This window comes from Pseudomonas sp. IT-93MI4, from assembly GCF_949767635.1.
Taxonomy (GTDB): Bacteria; Pseudomonadota; Gammaproteobacteria; order Pseudomonadales; family Pseudomonadaceae; genus Aquipseudomonas; species Aquipseudomonas putida_A.
Window position 1 is genome coordinate 272,747 of sequence record NZ_CATKPP010000044.1, and the last position, 25,698, is coordinate 298,444.

The following is a 25,698-nucleotide window of genomic DNA, read 5'->3' on the forward strand; positions in this document are numbered from 1 at the left end:
ATCGACCAACCTTAACGATTATTCTCACAACGCAGTCGGAGGCCACAAGCCTTTCCTCTGTAGTTTTACTACTCGTCTATACAGGCGAAAGGCTGAAATGCTCAAAGATTTGTAGTAAAACTACACGCCGCCGGAACAACCTGTCGGCAATCCAAGAATTTTAAATCGTCTGCCCACAAGGCCAGTCGCAAACTCAGGCAACCGATTCTGGAAGCCTTTCCGCCCTGGAGCAAGCCATGCAAGACCTCGATCCCGTCGAAACCCAGGAATGGCTGGACGCCCTGGAATCGGTTCTCGACAAAGAAGGCGAAGACCGTGCTCACTATCTGATGACCCGTATGGGTGAACTGGCGACCCGCAGCGGTTCGCAGCTCCCTTACGCCATCACCACGCCTTACCGCAACACCATCCCGGTAACCCACGAAGCACGCATGCCTGGCGACCTGTTCATGGAACGCCGCATTCGCTCGCTGGTACGCTGGAACGCGATGGCCATGGTAATGCGTACGAACCTGAAAGATTCTGACCTGGGTGGTCACATCTCCAGCTTCGCTTCCAGCGCGACCCTGTATGACATCGGCTTCAACTACTTCTTCCAGGCCCCGACCGACGAACACGGCGGCGACCTGATCTACTTCCAGGGCCACACCTCGCCAGGCGTTTACGCCCGTGCATTCATGGAAGGCCGCATCACCGAAGACCAGATGAACAACTTCCGCCAGGAAGTCGACGGTCAGGGCCTGTCGTCCTACCCGCACCCTTGGCTGATGCCTGACTTCTGGCAGTTCCCGACCGTATCCATGGGTCTGGGTCCGATCCAGGCGATCTACCAGGCACGCTTCATGAAGTACCTGGAACACCGCGGTTTCATCCAGCCGGGCAAACAGAAAGTCTGGTGCTTCCTGGGCGACGGCGAGTGCGACGAGCCGGAATCCCTGGGCGCGATCTCCCTGGCCGGCCGCGAGAAGCTGGACAACCTGATCTTCGTCATCAACTGCAACCTGCAGCGCCTCGACGGCCCGGTTCGCGGCAACGGCAAGATCATCCAGGAACTCGAAGGCGTGTTCCGCGGTGCACAGTGGAACGTGACCAAAGTCATTTGGGGCCGTTTCTGGGACCCACTGCTGGCCAAGGACGTCGACGGCATCCTGCAACGTCGCATGGACGAAGTCATCGACGGCGAGTACCAGAACTACAAAGCCAAAGACGGCGCGTTCGTTCGCGAGCACTTCTTCAACACGCCTGAACTCAAGGCGATGGTTGCCGATCTGTCCGACGACGAGATCTGGAAACTCAACCGTGGCGGCCACGACCCGTACAAGGTCTATGCGGCGTACCACGAAGCGGTCAACCACAAAGAACAACCAACCGTCATCCTCGCCAAGACCATCAAGGGTTATGGCACCGGTGCCGGCGAAGCGAAAAACACTGCGCACAACACCAAGAAAGTCGACGTCGACAGCCTGAAGTTGTTCCGCGACCGCTTCGACATCCCGGTCAAGGACGAAGAGCTGGAGAACCTGCCGTTCTTCAAGCCAGAGCCAAACAGCGCCGAAGCCCGCTACCTGAGCGAGCGCCGTGCCGCACTGGGCGGTTTCGTACCGCAGCGCCGCGCGCAGAGCTTCAGCGTACCGACCCCGGACCTGGACACCCTGAAAGCCATCCTCGATGGTTCGGGCGACCGTGAAATTTCCACCACCATGGCCTTCGTGCGGATCCTCGCGCAACTGGTCAAGGACAAGGAAATCGGCCCGCGCATCGTGCCAATCATCCCGGACGAAGCCCGTACCTTCGGTATGGAAGGCATGTTCCGTCAGCTGGGCATCTACTCCTCCGTCGGCCAGCTCTACGAGCCAGTCGATAAAGACCAGGTGATGTTCTACAAGGAAGACCAGAAAGGTCAGATCCTTGAAGAAGGCATCAACGAAGCGGGCGCCATGAGCTCCTTCATCGCTGCCGGTACTTCGTACTCCAGCCACAACCAGCCGATGCTGCCGTTCTACATCTTCTACTCGATGTTCGGCTTCCAGCGTATCGGTGACCTGGCTTGGGCCGCTGGCGACAGCCGTACCCGTGGCTTCCTGATCGGCGGCACCGCCGGCCGTACCACCCTGAACGGTGAAGGTCTGCAGCACGAAGACGGTCACAGCCACCTGCTGGCCGCGACCATCCCGAACTGCCGCACCTACGATCCGACCTACGGCTACGAGCTGGCGGTGATCATTCAGGACGGCATGAAGAAGATGACCGAAGAACAACAGGACATCTTCTACTACATCACCGTGATGAACGAGTCGTACCAGCAGCCAGCCATGCCGGCCGGTGCCGAAGAAGGCATCAAGAAAGGCATGTACCTGCTCGAAGAAGACACCCGCGATGCAGCGCATCACGTACAGCTGATGGGCTCCGGCACCATCCTGCGTGAAGTGCGTGAAGCGGCGAAGATCCTGCGTGAAGAGTTCAACATCGGCGCTGACGTATGGAGCGTTACCAGCTTCAACGAACTGCGTCGCGACGGCCTGGCCGTAGAGCGCAGCAACCGTCTCAAGCCTGGCCAGAAGCCTAAGCAGAGCTACGTTGAAGAGTGCCTGAGCGGCCGTAAAGGTCCGGTGATTGCCTCTACCGACTACATGAAGCTGTTCGCCGAGCAGATCCGTCAGTGGGTACCGTCCAAGGAATTCAAAGTCCTGGGCACCGACGGTTTCGGCCGCAGCGACAGCCGCAAGAAACTGCGTCATTTCTTCGAAGTCGACCGTCATTTCGTGGTGTTGGCAGCCCTGGAAGCACTGGCTGACCGTGGTGATATCGAACCTAAAGTGGTGGCCGAGGCCATCGTCAAGTTCGGCATCGACCCGGAAAAACGCAACCCACTGGACTGCTGAGGAGACATTTTGTGAGCGAACTCATTCGCGTACCTGACATCGGCAGCGGTGAAGGTGAAGTAATTGAACTGTTTGTGAAGGTCGGTGACCGTATCGAAGCCGACCAGAGCATCCTGACCCTGGAATCGGACAAGGCCAGCATGGAAGTGCCGGCCCCGAAAGCCGGCGTCATCAAGAGCCTGAAAGTGAAGCTGGGCGACCGCCTGAAAGAAGGCGACGAACTGCTTGAGCTGGAAGTCGAGGGCGCCGCGCAAGCGGCCCCTGCACCTGCTGCTGCACCGGCTGCAAAAGCTGAAGCCAAACCGGCTGCCGCCCCTGCTGCTGCGCCAGCCGCTGCCCCTGCTGCCGCTTCGGTGCAGCAAGTGCACGTGCCGGACATCGGTTCGTCGGGCAAGGCGCAGATCATCGAGATCCAGGTCAAGGTCGGCGACACCGTCGAGGCTGATCAATCTTTGATCACCCTGGAATCCGACAAGGCGAGCATGGAAATCCCGTCGCCTGCCGCGGGCGTGGTCAAGGCCATCAGCGTCAAGCTCAACGACGAAGTCGGCACTGGCGACCTGATTCTGGATCTGGAAGTGGCGGGTGCTGCGGCGCCTGCTGCTGCCGCTCCGGCTCAGGCTGCTGCTGCGCCGGCCGCTGCCGCTGCGCCTGCTTCTGCGGCAGCCCCGGCTGCTCCAGTGGCTGACAGCGTTCAGGACATCCATGTTCCGGACATCGGTTCGGCCGGCAAGGCCAAGATCATCGAAGTGTTGGTCAAGGCTGGCGACAGCGTTGAAGCCGACCAGTCGCTGATCACCCTGGAATCCGACAAGGCGAGCATGGAAATTCCATCGCCTGCCGCTGGCGTGGTGGAAAGCATTTCCATCAAGCTGGACGACGAAGTCGGCACCGGCGACCTGATCCTCAAGCTGAAAGTCAAAGGCGCAGCCCCTGCTGCTGCCCCGGCTCCAGCTGCCGCCGCTGCGCCAAGCGCTCCGGCACCGGCCGCTGCTGCTCCGGCTGCCGCTGCACCTGCTGCTGCCGCTCCGGTTGCTGCTCCGGCCAAGCCAGGCGCGAAAGTTCACGCCGGCCCTGCCGTGCGTCAACTGGCTCGCGAGTTCGGCGTCGAGCTGAGCGCCGTTGGCGCCAGCGGTCCGCACGGTCGCATCCTGAAAGAAGACGTGCAGGTTTACGTCAAAGCCATGATGCAGAAGGCCAAGGAAGCACCGGCCGCTGCCGCTGGCGCAACCGGTGGCGCGGGCATCCCGCCGATTCCGGTCGTGGACTTCAGCCGCTTCGGTGAAATCGAAGAAGTGCCGATGACCCGCCTGATGCAGGTCGGCGCTGCCAACCTGCACCGCAGCTGGCTGAACGTGCCGCACGTGACGCAATTCGACTCGGCGGACATCACCGAGCTGGAAGCCTTCCGTGTTGCGCAAAAAGCCGTCGCCGAGAAGGCCGGCGTCAAGCTGACCATCCTGCCACTGCTGCTCAAGACCTGTGCACACCTGCTCAAGGAGCTGCCGGACTTCAACAGTTCGCTGGCGCCAAGCGGCAAGGCGATCATTCGCAAGAAGTACGTCAACATCGGTTTCGCGGTCGATACTCCAGATGGCCTGCTGGTACCGGTCATCAAGAACGTCGACCAGAAGAGCCTGCTGCAACTGGCCGCAGAAGCTGCTTCGCTGGCTGAAAAAGCCCGCACCAAAAAGCTCTCTTCGGACGAAATGCAAGGCGCCTGCTTCACCATTTCCAGCCTTGGCCACATTGGCGGCACCGGCTTCACGCCGATCGTCAACGCGCCGGAAGTGGCGATCCTCGGTGTTTCCAAGGCAACCATCCAGCCAGTCTGGGACGGCAAAGCCTTCCAGCCGAAACTGATGCTGCCACTGTCGCTGTCCTACGATCACCGTGTGATCAACGGCGCCGCTGCTGCACGCTTCACTCAGCGTCTGGGCAGCCTGCTGGGCGACATCCGCACCATCCTGCTGTAAAGCGTTCGGCCCTCCGGCAACGGAGGGCCGATTGCGTCCCACGTTTTCGAGCGCCACACGCTCGTACCTCAACCCCGTCAGTTTGACGGGGCTTTTTTTGCCCGCAGAAAAGTTACAACGCTTTTATTCCTACAACTTCGGTCTACTTAAGCCACGAGTCCAGTCCACTTCGCGCCGATATTTTTTATCCGCCGACAACTAACCTTGGCGGCACAAGTTAAACGAATAACTTGCTAAACACTGACCGTTATTCAAGTATCAATTCGAACGGATTCGAACATGTTAAAACCAAATGTCGGCCCGATTATTGGCCATACAACAACTAATCACGCACGCATCTTCATGCGCGGCGACTCGCAAAACAACGCCACCACATTTGCCGGCGTGCGTTATCGAAAGCGCGACAGCAATCAATGGTCAAATAGCCTTTTTTCCCGTTTAAGTGCTTTGCGCGATTTTTGCCAGGTCTTTTCATTGAATGACCTGGAGAGCCATTGCGAGTATGAATACCAAGTGGGCTGGTTCAGCCCCATGAGCCCGGTGCATACCGTCGAGAGCATCGCCGAATTGCCTTTGCAATGGCCGCGCGAGATCTACCGATTTCGTACCCGCGCCAGCAACGCCGTGCAGCCACGCGCTTACATCATCGGCTCCTGTCGCTACCTGCGCATGACCGCCGGCATTGCTTCCCTGCCCCAATTTGGCGACCGTATATTCGCCTCGATCAATCAGTTGATCGAAGGCGCCGAGCCGCCGATCAGCGCCACCCTGATGACCGGAGACCAGATCTATGTCGACGACCTCAACCTGATTGCCCCGGATCGCGAGTACAAGGACATCCTCGATAAATACCGCGCGGCCTTCTCGCAACCGAATATTCAGCGGCTGATGTCCGGCACTTCGACTTACATGATCCTCGACGATCACGAAATTGAAGACAACTGGCCGGCGAACGCCAGCAAGTCCGATCATGAGTTATATCGCAATGCAATGGCGGCGTATGAGTTGTATCAAGCCAGTCATAGTCCAACACATGAACTAACAGTTGATGGCGAGATCGATCACTCGAAACTGGCGCATTACTGGTATCAGTTCAGCGATGGCGATATTGAATGGTTTGTCACTGATAGCCGCACTCGGCGCAACCTGGCTGCTGATGATCGACGCATCCTGGACAGCGAGCAGGAACAGGCCCTGGTTGCCTGGCTGAGTGCCAGCAAGGCACGGGTCAAATTCGTGGTCACCAGCGTGATGTTCTATCCGGATCGCAAACTGCACGGCGACGATGCCTGGAAAGCCTTCCCGGAGCAGCGCCTGCGCCTGCTGGAAACCATCCGCACCCGTCAGATCAGGAATGTCGTATTCGTCTCGGGCGATGTGCACGGCTCGCTGACCTCGCGCCTGACCCACAGCGAAGACCCGGATTTCGAAGTCCACACCATCGTTTCCTCGCCGCTGTGCAACAGCAAGCTGTTGCCCTATGCCAAGGCGTCGACGTTCATCCTCGATCAACCGCTGGCGCGCACTGCGGCGGGTGACTATCAACATGAGTTGACCAGCACTGTGGTCAGCGAAGACAACTTCGCCCATGTAGTGGTCGAGGCTGATCAGATTCTGGTCAATTACCATGATCGGGATGGCAAGAAGCTGCAATCGCTCAGCCTGAAATTACGTTGAATCTAAAAGATCGCAGCCTTCGGCAGCTCCTGAAGGACATCGTATATCCCTGCAGGCGCTGCCGCAGGCTGCGATCTTTTGCTCTTTTCAACCACCCACTGGAGAAATGCCCCGAGCGGCCGACACATTCTTATAGCACTTGGCCTTCATCTCTCTTGTCAGTCGGTGCCGCAATGATGCAACCTTGCCGCAGGCAACAGTAAAGAGGGCGCGAGCCCGGCGCGTTCAGCATATTTCCAAGCGAGTTCCTTCATGAAGAGCCAACCCGATGCCGCCAGCCGTATGGCGGCCGAGGTAGTGACGCAGTTGCCTGTGCCCTCGCGGCTCGGCATGCTGCGTTTCGAGCGCTTGAATGAAGCCAGTTGGGCGATGCTGTTTCTCGATCCCAACTGCGAACGCCAGTTCGGCCAGCCGGCCGTTGAGCTCTGTGCACTGGTCGGTTCACCGTATGCCAGCCTGATGGAGCCTGAAGCGCGCTATCAGTTGCACGACGCGATCCAGCAGCAACTGCGCGACAGCCCGCATTATCTGGTGCGCTACACACTGCACACCGCTGCGGGCGTGCTGAGCATCCTCGAACTGGGCGAAGCCTATAAACAGCACAATCGACACTTGCTGCGCGGTTATTTGCTGGCAGTCGATGACGTGTTCGACGAAGCGCCAACGCTGCCCTCGGTTGACCTCGAAACCCAGAACTCACGCCTGCAGATCGCCCTCGAACTCAACCAACGTGCCCAGCAGGAACAATTGCAGCACCTTGATCGGGTGCGCGCCCAGCAGGATCTGATTCTGCTGCTCGCCCGCCAGCGTTACAGCAGCCACAACTCGCTGCAGGAAGCCGCCGAACTGATCACCCGCTGCGCCTGCGATATCTATGAAATCGACTGCGCCAGCCTGTGGAACCTCGAAGGAAATCTGCTGGTGCCGATTTCGGCATATCACCGCGCGACGCAGGAATACATCCTGCCGGAGGTGATCGACATCAGCGGTTTCCCCGACTACATGGAGGCGCTGCACGGCAGCCGCGCCATCGACGCGCATAATGCGATGCGCGACCCGCGTACCCGCGAGATGGCCGAAGCCCTGCGCCCGCGCGACGTCAACGCCATGCTCGACGCCAGCATCCGGGTCGACGGCCAAGTGGTCGGCGTACTCTGCCTGGAGCAGACCGGCGTCACCCGCGCCTGGCAGTCCGACGAAATCGCCTTTGCCGGTGAGCTGGCCGACCAGTTCGCCCAGGTCATCAACAACCACAACCGCCGCACCGCCACCAGCGCCCTGCACCTGTTCCAGCGTGCGGTTGAGCAAAGTGCCAACGCCTTTCTGCTGGTCAATTGCGACGGCGTGGTCGAGTACGTCAACCCGAGCTTCACCGCGATCACCCAGTACTCCACCGAGGAAGTCCACGGCCAGCGCCTGTCGGAGCTGCCGGCGCTGGAAAACCTCAGCGAGCTGCTGTTCGACGCACCCTCGGCGCTGGCCAAGAGCAACAGCTGGCAGGGCGAATTCAAGAGCCGGCGCAAAAACCTCGAACCGTACTGGGGCCAGTTGTCGATCTCCAAGGTGTATGGCGACAACCGTGAGCTGACGCACTACATCGGCATCTACGAAGACATCACCCAGACCAAACTGGCGCAGCAGCGCATCGAACGTCTGGCCTACACCGACAACCTGACCAACCTCGGCAACCGCCCGGCGTTTATCCGCAATCTGGACGAACGCTTCGCCCGCGACAGCGATACGCCGATCAGCCTGCTGCTGGTGGACATCGACAACTTCAAACGGATCAACGACAGCCTCGGGCACCAGACCGGTGACAAGTTGTTGATCAGCCTCGCCCGGCGCCTGCGCAACAGCCTCAGCCCGAGCGGCAGCCTCGCGCGTTTCGCCAGTAACGAATTTGCAGTGCTGCTCGACGACACCGACCTCGCCACCGGCCAACAGATCGCCAACCAATTACTGGCGACCCTCGACAAACCGATGTTCGTCGACAACCAGTTGATCAGCGTCACCGGTTCCGTGGGCCTGGCCTGCGCGCCGCTGCATGGCCGCGATCCGCAAACCCTGATGCGCAACGCCGGCCTCGCTCTGCACAAGGCCAAGGCCAATGGCAAACACCAGGTGCAGGTGTTCACCGAAGCGCTGAACGCCGAGGCCAGTTACAAGCTGTTCGTCGAGAACAACCTGCGCCGCGCCCTGACCCAGAACGAGCTGGACGTGTTCTACCAGCCCAAGCTGTGCCTGCGCAGCGGGCGCCTGCTGGGCATGGAAGCGCTGCTGCGCTGGAATCACCCGGAACGCGGGATGATCCGCCCGGACCAGTTCATCAGCGTTGCCGAAGAGACCGGCCTGATCATCCCGATCGGCAAGTGGATTGCGCGTCAGGCCTGCCGCATGAGCAAGGCGCTGACCGCCGCCGGTCTGGGCAATCTGCAAGTGGCGATCAATCTTTCGCCGAAGCAGTTCTCCGACCCGGATCTGGTCGCGTCCATCGCCAACATCCTCAAGGAAGAAGCGCTGCCGGCCAATCTGCTCGAACTGGAGCTGACCGAAGGCCTGCTGCTGGAAGCCACCGAAGACACCCACTTGCAGCTCGATCAGCTCAAGCGCCTGGGTCTGACCCTGGCCATGGACGACTTCGGTACCGGCTATTCGTCGCTCAGCTACCTGAAGAAATTCCCGATCGACATCATCAAGATCGATCGCAGCTTCATCCACGAAATCCCCGACAACCAGGACGACATGGAAATCACCTCCGCGGTAATCGCCATGGCGCACAACCTGAAACTCAAAGTCGTGGCCGAAGGCATCGAGACCGCCGAACAACTGGCGTTCCTGCGTCGCCACCGCTGCGACGTCGGCCAGGGCTACCTGTTCGACCGGCCGATCCCCGGCGCCGAGCTGATCCAGGCGCTCAAGCGCTACCCGCGCGGCCCGCTCTGCCTCTAAATCCCATCTGTCGAAGCCCCCCCTGTGGGAGCGAGCCTGCTCGCGAAGGCGTTATAGCCGTCGACATCATCGTCGCCTGACACACCGCTTTCGCGAGCAGGCTCGCTCCCACATTTGAATAGTGCGAAATCCGGCATCATTCGGCACACTGATGGTCTGACTTTTTACATCCCATCCTGACTGAGAGGAACGATCATGGTTCTGCGCTCGGAAATTCTGGTGAACAAAAACGTGCTACCGACCAAAGAACAAGCGCTGCCCGGCCGCGAAACCGCGATGACCCTGCCTGAAAAGCATTTCGTCTTCGAAGAAACTCCGCTGCTCGGCCCGTTTTTCCAGGACGTCGACTTTGCGATCTTCGGTCTGGGTTGCTTCTGGGGGGCGGAGCGCCGCTTCTGGCAGCGCGAAGGCGTGGTCAGCACCGTGGTCGGCTACGCCGGCGGCTACACGCCGAACCCGACCTACGAAGAAGTCTGCTCGGGCCTGACCGGCCACGCCGAAGTAGTGCTGGTGGTGTATGACAAGGACAAAGTCAGCTACGAAGAGCTGCTGGCGATGTTCTGGGAGCTGCACAACCCGACGCAGGGCATGCGTCAGGGCAACGACATCGGCACCCAGTACCGTTCGGTGATCTACGCCACCTCGCCAGAGCAACTGGACGCTGCGCTGAAGAGCAAAGCGGTGTATCAGGCTGAACTGTCGAAGGCGGGTCTGGGCGAAATCAGCACCGAGATCGAGCAGGCGCCGACCGTGTACTTCGCCGAGGCGTATCACCAGCAATATCTGGCGAAGAACCCTGAGGGCTATTGCGGGATTGGCGGCACCGGCGTGTGCATGCCACCGAGCCTGGCGGGTAACTAAACCTCAAAGCATCGCGGGCAAGCCCGCTCCCACAGGTTTAGCGCCGACTTCAAAATGGCGCAGTACTTTGTGGGAGCGGGCTTGCCCGCGAAGGCGTCCGTTCAGACACCGCTAAAACAGTTGATCAGCTCTCAGCAATCAACCAATCCATCTGCCACCCGCCCTGAGTCTGCCCAAGCTTCTTCGACAACCACGGCAGCAGCTCACGCAATTCTTCCTCCAGCCCCCACGGCGGATTGGCAATCGCCATCCCCGAGCCGTTGAGGCTGTTCGGCGTATCCAGTGGATGCACCAGCAGTTCCACGCGCAGCAACTTCGGCGCACCGGTACCAGCCAGATCCTGATAGAAACGTCGCAGCGCACGCTGGTCCTTTACCGGGTACCAGATCGCCGCCACGGTTTGGCGCATCCGGCCAATCGCTTCTTTCAGGGACGCCGCACACTTTTGCATCTCGTCGAGCTGCTCGAACGGCGGATCGATCAACATCACCGCACGCTTCTCCTGCACCGGCAGCATCGCCCGCGCCACATGCCAGCCCTCGCCCAGATGCACCTTGACCCGACGGTCACCGGCCATGTTCTCTTTGAGCTGCACGCCGTCTTCCGGGTGTTTCTCGTTGAGCATCACCCGGTCCTGAGGCCGGGTCAGACGCCGCGCCAACTCCGGCGAACCCGGGTAGTAGCGCAACTGGCCATCCGGGTTCATCTCGTGCAGCACCTTCATGTAGTCGGCGGTCAGCGCCGGAAGATCCGGCTGATCCCACAAACGCGCAATGCCTTCCAGGTACTCGCCGGTACGGTTGGCCTGATCGCCCTGCAAGTCATACAAACCGATACCGGCGTGCGTGTCGAGATAGGCAAACGGCTGCTCCTTGCGCGACATCAGGGCGATGAGGCGGGTCAAGGTCAGGTGTTTGAACACATCGGCGTGATTGCCGGCATGGAAGGCGTGACGATAATTCATGGCTGCTCCTGCGAAGGGCGCAAAGTTTACCTTTTACCGGGCGGCAAGTCAGGGGTTGGGGGCTGAGTGGCCCTCTTACACCTTAAGATTCGGCCCAATACCTGTGGCGAGGGGATTCATCCCCGATGGGCTGCGCAGCAGCCCCCCTATTCTGTCAACATGTTGTATCTGTTGCTCCGCGATGACAGGTCTTGGGGCCGCTTCGCTGCCCATCGGGGATGAATCCCCTCGCCACAGTTCAGTTGCCTCGACAACCCATCGAAAGCTTTATCAAAACCCAGGATGCGAACATCGCTGATCCGAAGCCTTCGCCCGGAAATTTCATTCTGCTTCGTCCTGCAAATACGCCAACAGCACCGATGGCGACGATTCTTCCGACGCCGAAACCTGAAAAAACTGCCGAACCTTGCAGCGCAACACAGCCTGCGGAAACGCCTCGTACAGCGCCGGATGCTCCTCGCTCAGCCACTGCAGCGCATTACCGATCCGGACTGAATTCCCTGCTGAAGCCAGCACTGACTCAGGCACTTTCCACCAGGGAAACACCCGCCCTGAAACCTGCGCCCTGCCCCCGATATCCACGGCCTGTCCATTGATCAAGCCGCGCGAGATCACCGGTATCAACTGCGCAGATTGCACTTCATCGGACTGCAGGATCGGCAACAAAAACCGCCCATCCCAAAACCGGAAAAACACCGCTGTGCCGTCCGGCATCAGCACCTGAGTCAGGCTGCGAAAGTGCTCGACCAGCACTTCAAGGCTCGCGGAAGACACCGCCAGCCAACCCCAGTCGCGAGACTCGGTAGAGGTCACCCAATCGAGAAGCTCACTGCCTGCCGCGACAATTCCCACGAAGGGCATCACCGCGTCCCACTCGGCGTAGATCGTGTCCGCCCAGATCGGGCTCGGTGCAACCAGCGGAGGCCTGGCGTCGCTGGCATTACTGAAAATCGCGAACAGTTGCTCCGCAGGTTTCAGCGGTTCACGCGCCAACCACTCTGCAGGTGTGAGGCACTCAGGCAGCACAGACACCGTCCTTGCAGCGCTCGCATTCTTCGCAGAATGGTGCATCACCTTTAAAGCTCATGATTTGCGCAGCAGTGAGCATGGCCGCTGGTGCTGCTGCAAGTTTTGCCGGCAATCCCGGCACTCCCGGCGCTGCACTCATCGCCGCCATTGGCGCCCCACCCACGACAATCGGCACGCTACTGAAAATCCCGCCGGGACCGATGTTGATCCATTGCCCGCCGGCCTGAATCGTCGCGCTCGCGCCACCGTCGATCACCACTTGTTGCCCGGCACTGACGTGAATTTGTGCGCTCGCACTGGTTGCCTGACTACTCACCCGAATATGCCGATCACCAATAACCGTGAGGTGATCGTCCTGTTTCACTTCGGTCTGGCGCTGGCCGTGGGTGATGCGCTGCTCGTCAGCCTTGAGTTCATGGCTGGCAAGGCCAGTGACGACAATGCTGCGCTGGTTGTCGACCTGCACCTGCTGGTCGTGCAGGACATGCTGCGTCCAGTTGCGCTGGGCGCGCAGGTAGATTTCTTCGGCGCCCTTTTTGTCCTCGATGCGCAGCTCGTTGTAACCGCCACCACCGGGGCTGCTCTGGCTGCGGAAGATGCTGCGGGTCTGGTCGGTGGGCAGGTCCAGCGGCAGCGGAGTTGCGGCGTTTGGCAGGCAACCCATCACCAACGGTTTGTCGGCATCGGCATCGATGAAACCGACCAGCACTTCCATGCCGACCCGCGGGATCAGCACGCTGCCGTAATGATCATGCGCCCAGCCCGTGGCAACGCGCAGCCAGCAACTGGAATGCTCGTTGAGCTCGCCGTCACGATCCCAGGCCAGTTGCACCTTGACCCGGCCGTACTCGTCGCAATGGATTTCCGTGTCTTGCGGCCCGGTGACCACGGCAGGCTGATAACCGGGCATGCGCGGTTTTTCCGGCCCCAACGCCGGGCGAAAGAACACCTCCCACGGCGTGGCAAGAAAGGTATTACGGTAACCCTGGAATGTTTCCCCATCGCTGGTCACCGACTCCTCCAGCACTTGCGGCTGTCGGCCATGATGCTCGATGGCGGTGAGCAGCCAAAGGTCATTCCAGTCCTGGCGCGGATGCTCGCTCAGTTGCAGGAAATGTCCGCAAACCAGTGCGGATACGTCGCTGATGCCCTCAGCCTGACGGTAGTCGGCGACATGCCTTTCCAGCGTACGTTGCGCCAGTTGCCTGCCGGTTTCTCGATCGTTGAATTGGCCGGGAAAGTGATAGTCCTCGAGCACCGGGCGCTGCTCACTGTCGCTGCGGCTTTGCAGTTGCAGTCGCGGCTTTTCGAAGTTGTAGTCGCGCCGGGTGACCACGCTGGTGCGAGTCTCCACCCGGACGTTGAAGCGCTTGATGGCCGGCGCCGTCGACGCCATGCCGCTGCCCGGCAGATACAGCGTCGGCTCGGCCAGGCGCGGAAACACCGTTTGATCGTCGCCGAACACCAACAGATGGCCTTCGGGACTGTGCTGAAAGTGGTAATGAATGCCGACCTCGGCACACAGGCGCTGGATGAACGCCAGATCGCTCTCGGCGTATTGCACGCAATATTCCCGCACCGGGTAATCGCTGCCGAGGCGGAACTCGAAGGCATCGCGCAGGATTGCGTGATCCTTGAGGATCTGCGCGACGATCTGTGGAACCGTCTGATGCTGAAAAATCCGCTGGTTGATGCGGTGACCGAGGTAGGTCAGACGCGACACCAGGCTCAGGTGGTAGCGCGTCAGACGTTTCCCGGAATCGCCCTGCCCGACCTGATAAATCTGACCATGGACACCGGAACCTTCCGCATCGAAGCTCAGAAACGCCTGACGGTGCAGCAGGCTTTCGAGGTCCAGATCCGGACGCTCACTGACCAGTTCCAGCTCGAAACGAAAGGGTTGGCTAATGGCTTCCTTGCCCGTGAACTCAAGGACTTTGAGATCAACTTGGGCGCCTTCGAGGGTCAACGTGAAACGCGGTTGATTGGCAGGCGCGAACATCCGATGTCTCTCTGCAGATTGAGGGCGGGCGATTCTGCATGAGGGGCAAGAGGTGTTGGGTGGGTGACGGGAAAATCAGATTTGCCCTACTTTTCCTGTCGAAAAAGCCTTCGAAAATCGGCGCATGCGACTACAGACAACCCTCTCAAACTCACCACCGATCCCCCGTGGGAGCGAGCCTGCTCGCGAAAGCGGCATGTCAGTCGACACATTCATTCAATGATCAATCGCATTCGCGAGCAGGCTCGCTCCCACATTGGATCTCCACAGGACTCGAGAAATCACAGGCACAAAAAAACGGCCCGCCTCCTTGTAGGAAACGGGCCGTTTTTCTGTGAGCCGCAGCTCAGTGCATCACTTGTTCAGATGGAAATCTTTTTCCGCTGCCTGGAAGCGCTGCACCATGCCAGCAGTCGGCGCGCCGAGCTTGCTGACGATGTAGATCGCCAGGCTGGCGAAGATGAAGCCCGGGATGATTTCGTACAGACCCAGCAGTTCGAAATGCTTCCAGACCACTACGGTGATCGCGCCGACCAGGATGCCGGCCAGTGCGCCGTCGCGGGTCATGTCTTTCCAGATCACCGAGATCAGCACCACCGGACCGAACGCGGCACCGAAACCGGCCCAGGCGTAGGACACCAGGCCCAGTACGCGGTTTTCCGGGTTGGCGGCCATGGCGATAGCGATCAGCGCCACCAGCAACACCATCGCGCGACCGACCCACACCAGTTCCACCTGGGAAGCGGATTTGCGCAGGAAGGTTTTGTAGAAGTCCTCGGTCAGAGCGCTCGAGCAAACCAGCAGCTGGCAGCTCAGGGTGCTCATCACAGCGGCGAGAATCGCCGACAGCAGGACACCGGCCACCCACGGGTTGAAAAGAATTTTTGCCAGCTCGATGAACACCCGCTCGTGGTTCTCGGTGACTGGGCCGGCCACTTCCGGGTGCGCCGAGAAGTAGGCGATACCGAAGAAACCCACGGCGACGGTGCCGCCCAGGCACAGGATCATCCAGGTCATGGAGATGCGACGGGCGTTGGCAATCGACTTCACCGAGTCAGCAGCCATGAAGCGCGCGAGGATGTGCGGTTGACCGAAGTAACCCAGACCCCAGCCCATCAGCGAGATGATGCCGATGAAGGTGGTGCCCTTGAGCATGTCGAAGTTGCTCGGGTCCTGGGCTTCGATGGCGAGGAACGTGGTATCGACACCACCGGTGGCCAGCAGCACGATGATCGGCGTCAGCAGCAGGGCGAAGATCATCAGCGTGGCTTGTACGGTGTCAGTCCAGCTCACCGCGAGGAAACCGCCGACGAAGGTGTAGGCAATCGTCGCCGCAGCACCGGCCCACAGCGCCGTCTCGTAGGACATGCCGAAGGTGCTTTCGAACAGACGGGCGCCAGCAACGATGCCGGAAGCGCAGTAGATGGTGAAGAACACCAGAATCACCACCGCCGAGATGATGCGCAGCAGGCCGCTTTTGTCTTCGAAACGGCTGGAGAAGTAGTCCGGCAGGGTCAGGGCATCACCGTTGTGCTCGGTCTGCACGCGCAGACGGCCGGCGACGAACAGCCAGTTCAGGTAGGCGCCGACGATCAGGCCGATGGCGATCCAGCTTTCGGACAGACCGGACATGTAGATGGCACCCGGCAGGCCCATCAACAACCAGCCGCTCATGTCGGAAGCACCGGCAGACAGAGCCGTCACGACGCTGCCCAGGCTGCGGCCGCCAAGAATGTAGTCAGAGAGGTTATTGGTGGAGCGATAGGCCATGAAGCCGATCAGCACCATTGCTGCGATGTAGATCACGAACGTGATCAGTGTTGGATTGCTTACGCTCATTAAGTTACGCCCTGGCTTTGTTTTTATGTTGCAGCGGTGATTGATCGCCCACAAACGACGACGTTTGGCAGACGAAACGGGATCCCGCGCATTTAGGACTGATGTTTCCCCAGGAAAGCCACCAGCCGATGCACCGGGTATTCCCGGTTGCACCTTGGGCGCGAATGCTATGCAACAAAGTAAAAAAGGTGCAACCAGTTTCTGGCGATTAAGTTGCACCTAGTCGGATATACCGATAAATATGCCGTTTTTGCTCCTTTTTAGCGCAGTCACGGCGCTCCCCTAGAAGTAAAAGCACCAAGCAGGAGCGGCACTTCAGTACCAGAAAATAATTCCTGACGAAGCGTTTATTTTTCCGACAAAAAAAGGGTTGCACCCGGTTGCACCTCTTCCGGCGCACGGCTAATCTTGCCGCCAGCTGATGCCACGCAACTGTGGCAACCATGAGGATAAAAATATGGCTACCACCACCCTTGGGGTCAAACTCGATGACCCGACCCGCGAGCGCCTGAAGGCTGCCGCGACCTCGATTGATCGCACACCGCACTGGCTGATCAAGCAGGCAATTTTCAATTACCTGGAAAAACTCGAGGGTGGTGCAACCCTGACCGAGCTGAACGGTTTGACCGCCAAAGACACCGACGATGCCGGTGAAGTCCATACCGATCACGCCCACCAGTGCTTCCTCGAATTCGCTGAAAGCATCCTGCCGCAATCGGTGCTGCGCGCTTCGATCACTGCTGCTTACCGCCGCCCTGAGCCGGAAGTGGTGCCGATGCTGATCGAGCAGGCACGCCTGCCGGCACCGATGGCCGAAGCCACCAACAAACTCGCTGCGACCATCGCGGAAAAACTGCGTAACCAGAAAAGTGCCGGCGGTCGTGCAGGCATTGTTCAGGGTCTGCTGCAGGAATTTTCCCTGTCGTCTCAGGAAGGCGTGGCCCTGATGTGCCTGGCCGAAGCACTGCTGCGTATCCCGGACAAAGGCACTCGCGATGCGCTGATCCGCGACAAGATCAGCACCGGCAACTGGCAGCCGCACCTGGGCAACAGCCCGTCGCTGTTCGTCAACGCCGCCACCTGGGGTCTGCTGCTGACCGGCAAACTGGTGTCGACCCACAATGAAGCTGGTCTGACCTCGTCGCTGAGCCGAATCATCGGCAAGAGCGGCGAGCCGATGATCCGCAAGGGCGTCGACATGGCCATGCGTCTGATGGGCGAGCAGTTCGTCACCGGCGAAACCATCGCCGAAGCGCTGGCCAACGCGAGCAAGTTCGAAGCCAAGGGCTTCCGCTATTCCTACGACATGCTCGGTGAAGCGGCCCTCACCGAACACGATGCGCAGAAGTACCTGGCGTCGTACGAACAAGCCATTCACTCGATCGGCAAAGCCTCCCACGGCCGTGGGATTTATGAAGGCCCGGGCATTTCCATCAAGCTCTCGGCCCTGCACCCGCGTTACAGCCGTGCGCAGTACGAGCGCGTGATGGACGAGCTGTACCCGCGCCTGCTGTCGCTGACCCTGTTGGCCAAGCAATATGACATCGGCCTGAACATCGACGCCGAAGAAGCCGACCGCCTGGAGCTGTCGCTGGATCTGCTTGAGCGCCTGTGCTTCGAACCGCAACTGACCGGCTGGAACGGCATCGGCTTCGTGATTCAGGCTTACCAGAAGCGTTGCCCATACGTGATCGACTACGTGATCGATCTGGCCCGTCGCAGCCGTCATCGCCTGATGATCCGCCTGGTGAAAGGCGCGTACTGGGACAGCGAGATCAAGCGCGCCCAGGTCGAAGGCCTGGAAGGCTATCCGGTCTACACCCGCAAGGTGTACACCGACGTGTCCTACATTGCCTGCGCGCGCAAACTGCTGTCGGTGCCGGAAGTCATCTACCCGCAGTTCGCCACGCACAACGCCCACACCCTGTCGGCGATTTACCACATTGCCGGTCAGAACTATTATCCGGGCCAGTACGAATTCCAGTGCCTGCACGGCATGGGCGAACCGCTCTACGAGCAAGTTGTAGGCAAAGTTTCCGAAGGCAAGCTGAACCGTCCGTGCCGCGTGTACGCACCGGTCGGTACCCACGAAACCCTGCTGGCGTACCTCGTGCGTCGTCTGCTGGAAAACGGCGCCAACACTTCGTTCGTCAACCGCATCGCCGACCAGTCGATTTCGATTCAGGAACTGGTGGCCGATCCGGTGGCGCAGATCGAGCAGATGGCGACCGTGGAAGGTGGTTTCGGCCTGCCGCACCCACGCATTCCGCTGCCGCGTGACCTCTACGGCGCCGATCGCGCCAACTCCGCCGGCATCGACATGGCCAACGAACATCGTCTGGCCTCGCTGTCCTGCGCCCTGCTCGCCACCGCGCACAACGACTGGAAAGCCGCGCCGATGCTCGGTTGCGCTTCCAGCAACGAAGCCCCGGCACCGGTGCTGAACCCGGCGGATCACCGCGATGTGGTCGGTCACGTGCAGGAAGCCACCGTCGAAGACGTCGACAACGCGATCCAGTGCGCGCTGAATGCTGCGCCAATCTGGCAGGCTACCCCGCCAGCCGAGCGCGCGGCGATTTTGGAGCGTGCCGCCGACCTGATGGAAGGCGAGATCCAACCGTTGATGGGCCTGCTGGCCCGTGAAGCCGGCAAGACCTTCGCCAACGCCATTGCTGAGGTGCGTGAAGCGGTCGACTTCCTGCGTTACTACGCGGTGCAGGCGCGCAACGATTTCAGCAACGACGCCCACCGCCCACTGGGCCCGGTGGTGTGCATCAGCCCGTGGAACTTCCCGCTGGCCATCTTCAGTGGTCAGGTCGCTGCCGCACTGGCCGCCGGTAACCCGGTACTGGCCAAACCTGCGGAACAGACGCCGCTGGTTGCCGCGCAAGCCGTACGTTTGCTGCTGGAAGCCGGGATTCCCGAAGGCGTGCTGCAACTGCTGCCGGGTCGCGGTGAAACCGTCGGTGCCGGTCTGGTCGGTGATGAGCGCGTCAAAGGCGTGATGTTCACCGGTTCCACCGAAGTCGCGCGCCTGCTGCAACGCAACATTGCTGGCCGTCTCGACAGCCAGGGCCGTCCGATTCCGCTGATCGCCGAAACCGGCGGGCAGAACGCGATGATCGTCGACTCTTCGGCGCTGACCGAACAAGTGGTGATCGACGTGGTGTCCTCGGCCTTCGACAGTGCCGGCCAGCGTTGCTCGGCCCTGCGCGTGCTGTGCCTGCAGGAAGATTCCGCCGACCGTGTCATCGAAATGCTCAAAGGCGCGATGGCTGAAAGCCGCCTCGGCAACCCTGAGCGCCTGTCCGTGGACATTGGCCCGGTGATCGACGTTGAAGCCAAGGCCGGTATCGACAAGCACATCCAGGCCATGCGCGATAAAGGTCGCAGCGTCTATCAGGTGGCTATCGCCGACAGCGAAGAAGTCAAACGCGGCACCTTCGTCATGCCGACCCTGATCGAGCTGGAAAGCTTCGACGAGCTGCAACGCGAGATCTTCGGCCCGGTGCTGCACGTGGTGCGCTACAAGCGCAAGGACATCGACCAGTTGATCGGCCAGATCAATGCCTCCGGTTATGGCCTGACCCTCGGCGTACACACCCGCATCGACGAGACCATCGCCAAGGTGATCGACAACGTCAACGCCGGTAACGTCTACGTCAACCGCAACATCGTCGGTGCTGTGGTCGGCGTGCAGCCATTCGGCGGCGAAGGCCTGTCGGGTACTGGCCCGAAAGCCGGCGGTCCGCTGTACCTGTACCGTCTGCTGTCGACCCGCCCTACTGACGCGATCGAACAATCCTTCGCTCGCGGTGATGCAGTCGTCGCCCCGGACGTGCGTCTGCGTGATGCCATGAGCAAACCGCTGAACGCCTTCAAGGCTTGGGCCGAAAGCAACCAGTACGCCGAACTGAGCACACTGTGCGTGCAGTACGCCGCGCAATCGCAAAGCGGCATCACCCGCGTGCTGACCGGCCCGACCGGCGAGAAGAACAGCTACGCGATCCTGCCGCGTGAACACGTGCTGTGCCTGGCCGACGTCGAAGGCGATCTGCTGACCCAACTGGCGGCGGTATTGGCGGTCGGCGGTTCGGCGGTATGGCCGGAGTCCGACATCAGCAAGGCATTGTTCACACGCCTGCCGAAGGAAGTTCAGGCGCGGATCAAACGGGTTGCCGACTGGCACAAGGATGAAGTGGTGTTTGATGCCGTGCTGCATCACGGCCATTCCGACCAGTTGCGTGGTGTCTGCCAGCAGATTGCCAAGCGCGCCGGTGCGATCGTTGGCGTTCAGGGCCTGTCCCAGGGCGAGACCAACATTGCGCTGGAGCGTCTGGTGATCGAGCGTGCATTGAGCGTCAACACCGCGGCGGCGGGGGGTAATGCCAGCCTGATGACTATCGGTTAAACCCGAGAAGTCAGGCAACCGCGATGGTTGCCTGACAATCAAATCCCAATGTGGGAGCGGGCTTGCTCGCGAAGGCGTTGTGTCAGTCGACATCTCCAGTGACTGATCCACCGCATTCGCGAGCAAGCCCGCTCCCACAGTTGTTTTGGGGTGTTTGTTAAGTCGGTGCTCGGCTCCAACATCACCGTCATCAATCATCCTGTTCAGCCTTTATCAGCAAGCCTAGACTCGGCCCAACCCCAATTTTCAGGTAGGCCGCCATGTCCGAGACGCTGCTCAGTTCCCGCAATCTGGCTTTCGAGCTGTACGAAGTCCTCGATGCAGAGGGCCTGACCCGGCGTGAGCGCTTCGTCGAACACAACCGCGAGACCTTCGACGCGGCCATCGGCACCGCGCGCAGCATCGCCGAGAAATACTTCGCAACGCACAACCGCAAGGGCGACGAGAACGAGCCGCGCTACGAGAGCGGTCAGGCGATGCTGATTCCCGAAGTGAAACCGGCGGTGGACGCGTTCCTCGAGGCCGGCTTCCTCAATGCCGCGCGAAGCTTCGAAGCCGGCGGCATGCAACTGCCGACACTGTTGTCGCAAGCCTGCTTTGCGCACTTTCAAGCGGCGAACGCGGCGACTACTTCCTACCCGTTCCTGACCATGGGCGCGGCCAATCTGATCGAAAGCTTTGGCACCGACGAGCAGAAACAGCGATTCCTGCAACCAATGATCGACGGCCGTTTCTTCGGCACCATGGCCCTGACCGAACCGCACGCCGGTTCCTCGCTGTCGGATATTCGTACCCGCGCCGAGCCGGCGTCTGACGGCACCTATCGCCTGAAGGGCAACAAGATCTTCATTTCCGGCGGCGATCATCCGCTGTCGGAAAACATCGTGCACATGGTCCTGGCCAAGCTGCCGGACGCGCCGCCGGGGGTGAAGGGCATTTCGCTGTTCATCGTGCCGAAGTTTCTGGTCAACGCTGACGGCAGCCTCGGCCAGCGCAATGATGTGCTGCTGGCCGGGCTGTTCCACAAGATGGGCTGGCGCGGCACCACTTCCACCGCGCTGAACTTCGGCGATAACGGCGAGTGCGTCGGCTATCTGGTGGGCAAGCCGCACCATGGCTTGAGCTACATGTTCCAGATGATGAACGAGGCGCGGATCGGCGTCGGCATGGGCGCGGTGATGCTCGGTTACGCCGGCTACCTATATTCGCTGGAATACGCCCGCGAACGCCCGCAAGGCCGAGTGCCGGACAGCAAGGATCCGACCACGGCGCCAGTGGCGATCATTCAGCACGCCGATGTCAGACGCATGCTGCTGACGCAAAAGTCCTACGTCGAAGGGGCCTTTGACCTTGGCCTGTACGCGGCGCGGCTGTTCGATGACACCACCACGCTGGAAACCGAAGGCGAGCGCAAACAGGCCCACGAGCTGCTGGACTTGCTGACGCCGATCGTCAAATCCTGGCCGTCGGAGTTCTGCCTGAAGGCCAACGAACTGGCGATCCAGATTCTCGGCGGCCACGGTTACACCCGCGAATACCCGGTGGAACAGTACTACCGCGACAACCGCCTGAACCCGATCCACGAAGGCACCCACGGCATTCAGTCGCTGGACTTGCTCGGGCGCAAACTGGCGCAGAACGGCGGCGCCGGATTGAAGCAACTGATCCGTCTGATCGCCAACACCGCCGAGCGCGCGACAGCGTACGAATCGTTGACCGCACTGCGTGAGCCACTGGAGCAATTGGTGGCTCGCCTGCAAACAGTCACCATCGGCCTGCTGACCGATCTGGCGCAGGGCAAGGTCAACAGCAGCCTGGCGAATTCGGCGCTGTACCTGAAGGTGTTCGGGCACACGGTGATTGGCTGGCGCTGGCTGGAGCAGGCGATTCGGGCTGAGGAAGGTCTGGCCAAAGGCAATGCGGCGGATGCTGACTTCTATAAGGGCAAGTTGCAGGCGGCGCGGTATTTCCTGACGTGGGAAGTGCCGGGCTGTCACCAGGAGCTGGCGTTGCTGGAGGCGCGGGATGATACGTGCCTGGCGATGCAGGATGGGTGGTTCTGATCCGGGATTTTTGTCGCTGCTGATGCCGTCTTCGCGGGCAAGCCCGCTCCCACAGGTTTATCTGGTGTACATGAGTTTTGGGTACGACACGGACACTGTGGGAGCGGGCTTGCCCGCGAAGAGGCCAGAACTGACAAGACATCAGCTCAACTTGAACCCACCCATCTGCCTTGCCAGATCATCCGCCAACCGCTGCAACATCTGACAATCTTCGCGACACGCCCGCACCTCCCCCGCCGTCGCCCGGGCCAGATCGGAAATCCCCTGCACGTTGCGATTGATCTCCTCGGTCACCGCCGATTGTTCTTCCGTCGCGGTCGCCACCTGATGGTTCATGTCGCTGATGCGCTCGACCTGCCCGGTAATCGCAGTCAACGACGCGCCGGTACGCTGGCTCGACTCAACCCCGGTGCCGGTCGCCGCCTGCCCGGTGCGCATCGATGACACGGCATTCTCTGCGCCTTGCTTGAGGCTGCCGATCATCTGCTGAATCTCGTCGGTGGACGCCTGCGTCCTGCGCGCCAAGGTGCGCACTTCATCCGCCACCACCGCAAACCCGCGCCCCATATCTCCGGCGCGCGCCGCTTCAATCGCCGCGTTGAGCGCCAGCAAGTTGGTCTGCTCGGACACGCCGCGAATCACCGCCAGTACCGAATCGATCGACGCCACCTGATGCGCCAGCTCACCCACCGCGCCCGCCGCCACGCCAATCTCATCGGACATGCTTTCGATATGACGGATCGAGCCGCCGACCACCTCCCGCGCCTGCAGCGCTTCATCGCGAGCAGTTTGTGAAGCCAGCGCGGCGTTGCCGGCGTTCTGGGCGATTTCCTGCACGGTCAGGCCCATCTCATGCACCGCCGTGGCGACCATGTCGGTCATTTCCTGCTGGCGCCCGGAGCGTTCGGCGGTGTTTTCCACCACCTTCGCCACTTGGCCGACCGCCGTGCGCAAACGCTCGCTGGTGGTCAGCACTTCGCCGATCAGCCCGCGCTGGCTGTCGAGAAAACGGTTGAAGCCGCGCGCGAGATCGCCCAGCTCATCGGCGCGGCTGGAATCTAACCGATGGGTCAAATCTCCACCGCCGCTACCGATCGCTACCAGCGCGGCTGTTACCTGACGAATCGGTCGCACCAGCCCTTGGGCCAGCCACACCACCAGCGCCAGGCACACCAGTGCCACCGCCAGACCGATGCCGCCGCTCATCCACATCGCCTTGCGGGCTTCGGCGTAGATCTGCGATTGCGGCACTTCGGCCACCAGCGTCCAGCCCAGATCGCGCAGCGGCAGGCTGAAGGCGAGGAAGTCTTCGCCATCGCGCTGGAAGGAACTGCTGGTGGCAACTTTTTGACCCATGACCGCTTGCGCCGCCGACGCACCGATCTGCTCCGTGAGGGTGCGCTTGCCACTGAACTGCGCCTCGGGGTGAACCTGGATCAAACCGTCGGAACGCACGAGATAGACCTTACCGCGCTCGCCAAAGCTGAAGTTGTGGATCAACTCCGACAGCTCTTTCATGCTTAGGCCGAGTCCCGCGACGCCGACCACTTTGCCGGCCTGCTCGACCTTCAAGTCGATGAACAGTGCCAATTCTCCGGTGGCGCCATCGTTGTCGATGTTCAGGGTGCGCGGCTGATGGCTGTCGAGGAAGGAATAAAACCAGGCATCGGCCGGTTTGGCCCGACTGAGGGTGCGGTCGAGGCCTTTTTCGGTGATGTAGTGATTGGAATCGGTGCCGATGATCAGTGCTGTGAAGGCTTTATGTTCGGCGCGGATGCCCTCCAGATACTGCGCGAAGGCCGCTGTTTTGCTGCTGTCTTCACCCGACGCCAACCAGTCGCGCACCATGGAATTGCTGGCGATGTCTTTGGCGGCGGTCAGCGGCTGGACGAGGATGCGTTCGATGTCGTTGCGCGTCGCTTCGATGCTCGACGGCAGCGCTTGTTCGACCAGATAGCTCTGGGCGAGGCGGTTGACCACCAGGGTATAAATGCCAACCACGATAAGGATGCTGACCAGCAGGGCGGTGCCCATGCTGAGAATCAGCTGCCATTGAATACTGCGTCGCCACAACTGCATGGAGCACCCCCAAAGAATAAGTGGCCGAAACAATGCAACAGCCGTGCCGATTGTATACAACCTGATCGACAATTTATTCTTTGGTTGTGCGCAACCCCATCAGCCCTGATTGATGGTCTTGGCGATGGTGTCGACCGTGGCGCTGACTTGCTCTTGGTAACGGTCGAGTTCTGCCTGATGCTGCTTCTTCATTTCGATCTGCTGCGAGCACAGGTTCATCGCTGCCAGCACCAGCAAGCGGTCACCGATCAGCGTCGGGTATTTGCGTTTGGTGTCGGCCAGTGCGGCCTTGAGCATCAGTGCGGCGTCCAGCAGGGTCTGTTCTTCCCCGGCCGGTGCCTTGATCGAATAGTCCTCCCCGAGAATGGAGATGACTTTTACCCCTGCGGTGCCGTGGTTCATGCGCTGACAGGGCCTGCGTTGACGCGATCAACCAGAGCCTGGATGCGCGCTGCGGTGGCGCCGTGCTTCTCTTCCTGTTCCATCAGGCTCAGTTGCAGGCTTTCGTTTTCATCCTTGGCCTGGGCCAGTTCCGTGGACAGGGTCTGGTTGGTTTGCGTGAGGGTCTGGTTCTGTTGCACCAGGTCGCTGACGAGCTGTTCCAATTGGCTGAGGGATGCTTCCAACATTTTGATCTTCCAGGCGTTTTTCAAAGGGCGCGTACGATAAAGAAAAGTCACTGCGGATGCCAGGGTTATACCGGCGCAAGGCCTTGATTTTCCTGGCGGCCGACCGTTCTCGCGAGTTTAAAAGACTGTGATCTGCCGATCTGGTTCCTGCACTTCGTCGCTCAGGCCCATATGCGACAAATACGCACAGTGCCTCAAGACTTTAGTCGTATGACCGATAAGTCATCCATACAGCAGTCTCAGCCCGCATGGATGCGGCCCTTTTTGGTATCCGCGCCATGTCCCTTCGCAATATGAATATCGCCCCCCGGGCGTTCACCGGCTTCGCCCTGATCGG

At 60.5% G+C, this 25,698-nt stretch carries 14 protein-coding genes; 7 read left to right on the forward strand and 7 right to left on the reverse strand.

Going from position 1 to position 25,698, the window contains the following annotated elements; translation table 11 throughout:
• The first annotated feature begins 236 nt into the window (after positions 1-236).
• The 5 genes from aceE (at position 237) to msrA (ending at position 10,345) form a co-directional block, all read left to right on the forward strand.
• Positions 237-2,882, forward strand: a complete 2,646-nt coding sequence (gene aceE / locus ACM6I7_RS18085; RefSeq protein ID WP_003220999.1) for a pyruvate dehydrogenase (acetyl-transferring), homodimeric type — start codon at positions 237-239, stop codon at positions 2,880-2,882.
• 11 nt (positions 2,883-2,893) lie between these two features.
• A complete protein-coding gene (aceF, locus tag ACM6I7_RS18090) occupies positions 2,894-4,858 on the forward strand; it encodes a dihydrolipoyllysine-residue acetyltransferase (RefSeq protein WP_414888976.1) in 1,965 nt (654 codons plus the stop codon).
• A 279-nt stretch (positions 4,859-5,137) separates the two neighbouring features.
• Positions 5,138-6,535: an alkaline phosphatase D family protein gene (locus ACM6I7_RS18095; RefSeq protein ID WP_414888977.1), complete on the forward strand. Its 1,398-nt coding sequence runs from the start codon at positions 5,138-5,140 to the stop codon at positions 6,533-6,535.
• 252 nt (positions 6,536-6,787) lie between these two features.
• A complete protein-coding gene (locus tag ACM6I7_RS18100; RefSeq protein ID WP_097087058.1) occupies positions 6,788-9,484 on the forward strand; it encodes a putative bifunctional diguanylate cyclase/phosphodiesterase in 2,697 nt (898 codons plus the stop codon).
• Between the two features lie 195 nt (positions 9,485-9,679).
• Positions 9,680-10,345: a peptide-methionine (S)-S-oxide reductase MsrA gene (msrA, locus tag ACM6I7_RS18105; RefSeq protein ID WP_027611359.1), complete on the forward strand. Its 666-nt coding sequence runs from the start codon at positions 9,680-9,682 to the stop codon at positions 10,343-10,345.
• 124 nt (positions 10,346-10,469) lie between these two features.
• Here the strand turns inward: msrA and ACM6I7_RS18110 are convergent, their stop codons facing one another.
• From ACM6I7_RS18110 to putP, 4 genes are all read right to left on the reverse strand, one after another.
• A complete protein-coding gene (locus ACM6I7_RS18110; protein WP_003220988.1) occupies positions 10,470-11,309 on the reverse strand; it encodes a 23S rRNA (adenine(2030)-N(6))-methyltransferase RlmJ in 840 nt (279 codons plus the stop codon).
• Between the two features lie 321 nt (positions 11,310-11,630).
• Complete coding sequence (locus ACM6I7_RS18115) at positions 11,631-12,335, reverse strand: DUF4123 domain-containing protein (RefSeq protein ID WP_414888979.1); 705 nt, start codon at positions 12,333-12,335, stop codon at positions 11,631-11,633.
• Positions 12,325-14,340 (reverse strand): type VI secretion system tip protein VgrG, encoded by a 2,016-nt coding sequence (locus tag ACM6I7_RS18120; protein ID WP_414888980.1) that lies wholly within the window; start codon positions 14,338-14,340, stop codon positions 12,325-12,327. Before ACM6I7_RS18120 ends, ACM6I7_RS18115 begins: the two co-directional genes overlap by 11 nt.
• A gap of 354 nt (positions 14,341-14,694) precedes the next feature.
• Positions 14,695-16,179 (reverse strand): sodium/proline symporter PutP, encoded by a 1,485-nt coding sequence (gene putP / locus ACM6I7_RS18125; protein WP_247269320.1) that lies wholly within the window; start codon positions 16,177-16,179, stop codon positions 14,695-14,697.
• A gap of 457 nt (positions 16,180-16,636) precedes the next feature.
• Here putP and putA point away from each other — a divergent pair, with 457 nt between their 5' ends.
• Complete coding sequence (gene putA / locus ACM6I7_RS18130) at positions 16,637-20,590, forward strand: trifunctional transcriptional regulator/proline dehydrogenase/L-glutamate gamma-semialdehyde dehydrogenase (protein ID WP_414888981.1); 3,954 nt, start codon at positions 16,637-16,639, stop codon at positions 20,588-20,590.
• A 260-nt stretch (positions 20,591-20,850) separates the two neighbouring features.
• Positions 20,851-22,653, forward strand: a complete 1,803-nt coding sequence (locus tag ACM6I7_RS18135) for an acyl-CoA dehydrogenase (protein WP_414888982.1) — start codon at positions 20,851-20,853, stop codon at positions 22,651-22,653.
• 141 nt (positions 22,654-22,794) lie between these two features.
• Here the strand turns inward: ACM6I7_RS18135 and ACM6I7_RS18140 are convergent, their stop codons facing one another.
• From ACM6I7_RS18140 to ACM6I7_RS18150, 3 genes are all read right to left on the reverse strand, one after another.
• Positions 22,795-24,732, reverse strand: a complete 1,938-nt coding sequence (locus tag ACM6I7_RS18140; protein ID WP_027611352.1) for a methyl-accepting chemotaxis protein — start codon at positions 24,730-24,732, stop codon at positions 22,795-22,797.
• A 99-nt stretch (positions 24,733-24,831) separates the two neighbouring features.
• Positions 24,832-25,134, reverse strand: a complete 303-nt coding sequence (locus ACM6I7_RS18145; protein ID WP_027611351.1) for a cell division protein ZapA — start codon at positions 25,132-25,134, stop codon at positions 24,832-24,834.
• Positions 25,131-25,361 carry a hypothetical protein gene (locus tag ACM6I7_RS18150; protein ID WP_003220969.1) on the reverse strand — a complete coding sequence of 77 codons (231 nt, stop codon included), beginning with the start codon at positions 25,359-25,361 and terminating at the stop codon, positions 25,131-25,133. Before ACM6I7_RS18150 ends, ACM6I7_RS18145 begins: the two co-directional genes overlap by 4 nt.
• Positions 25,362-25,698: the final 337 nt, after the last annotated feature.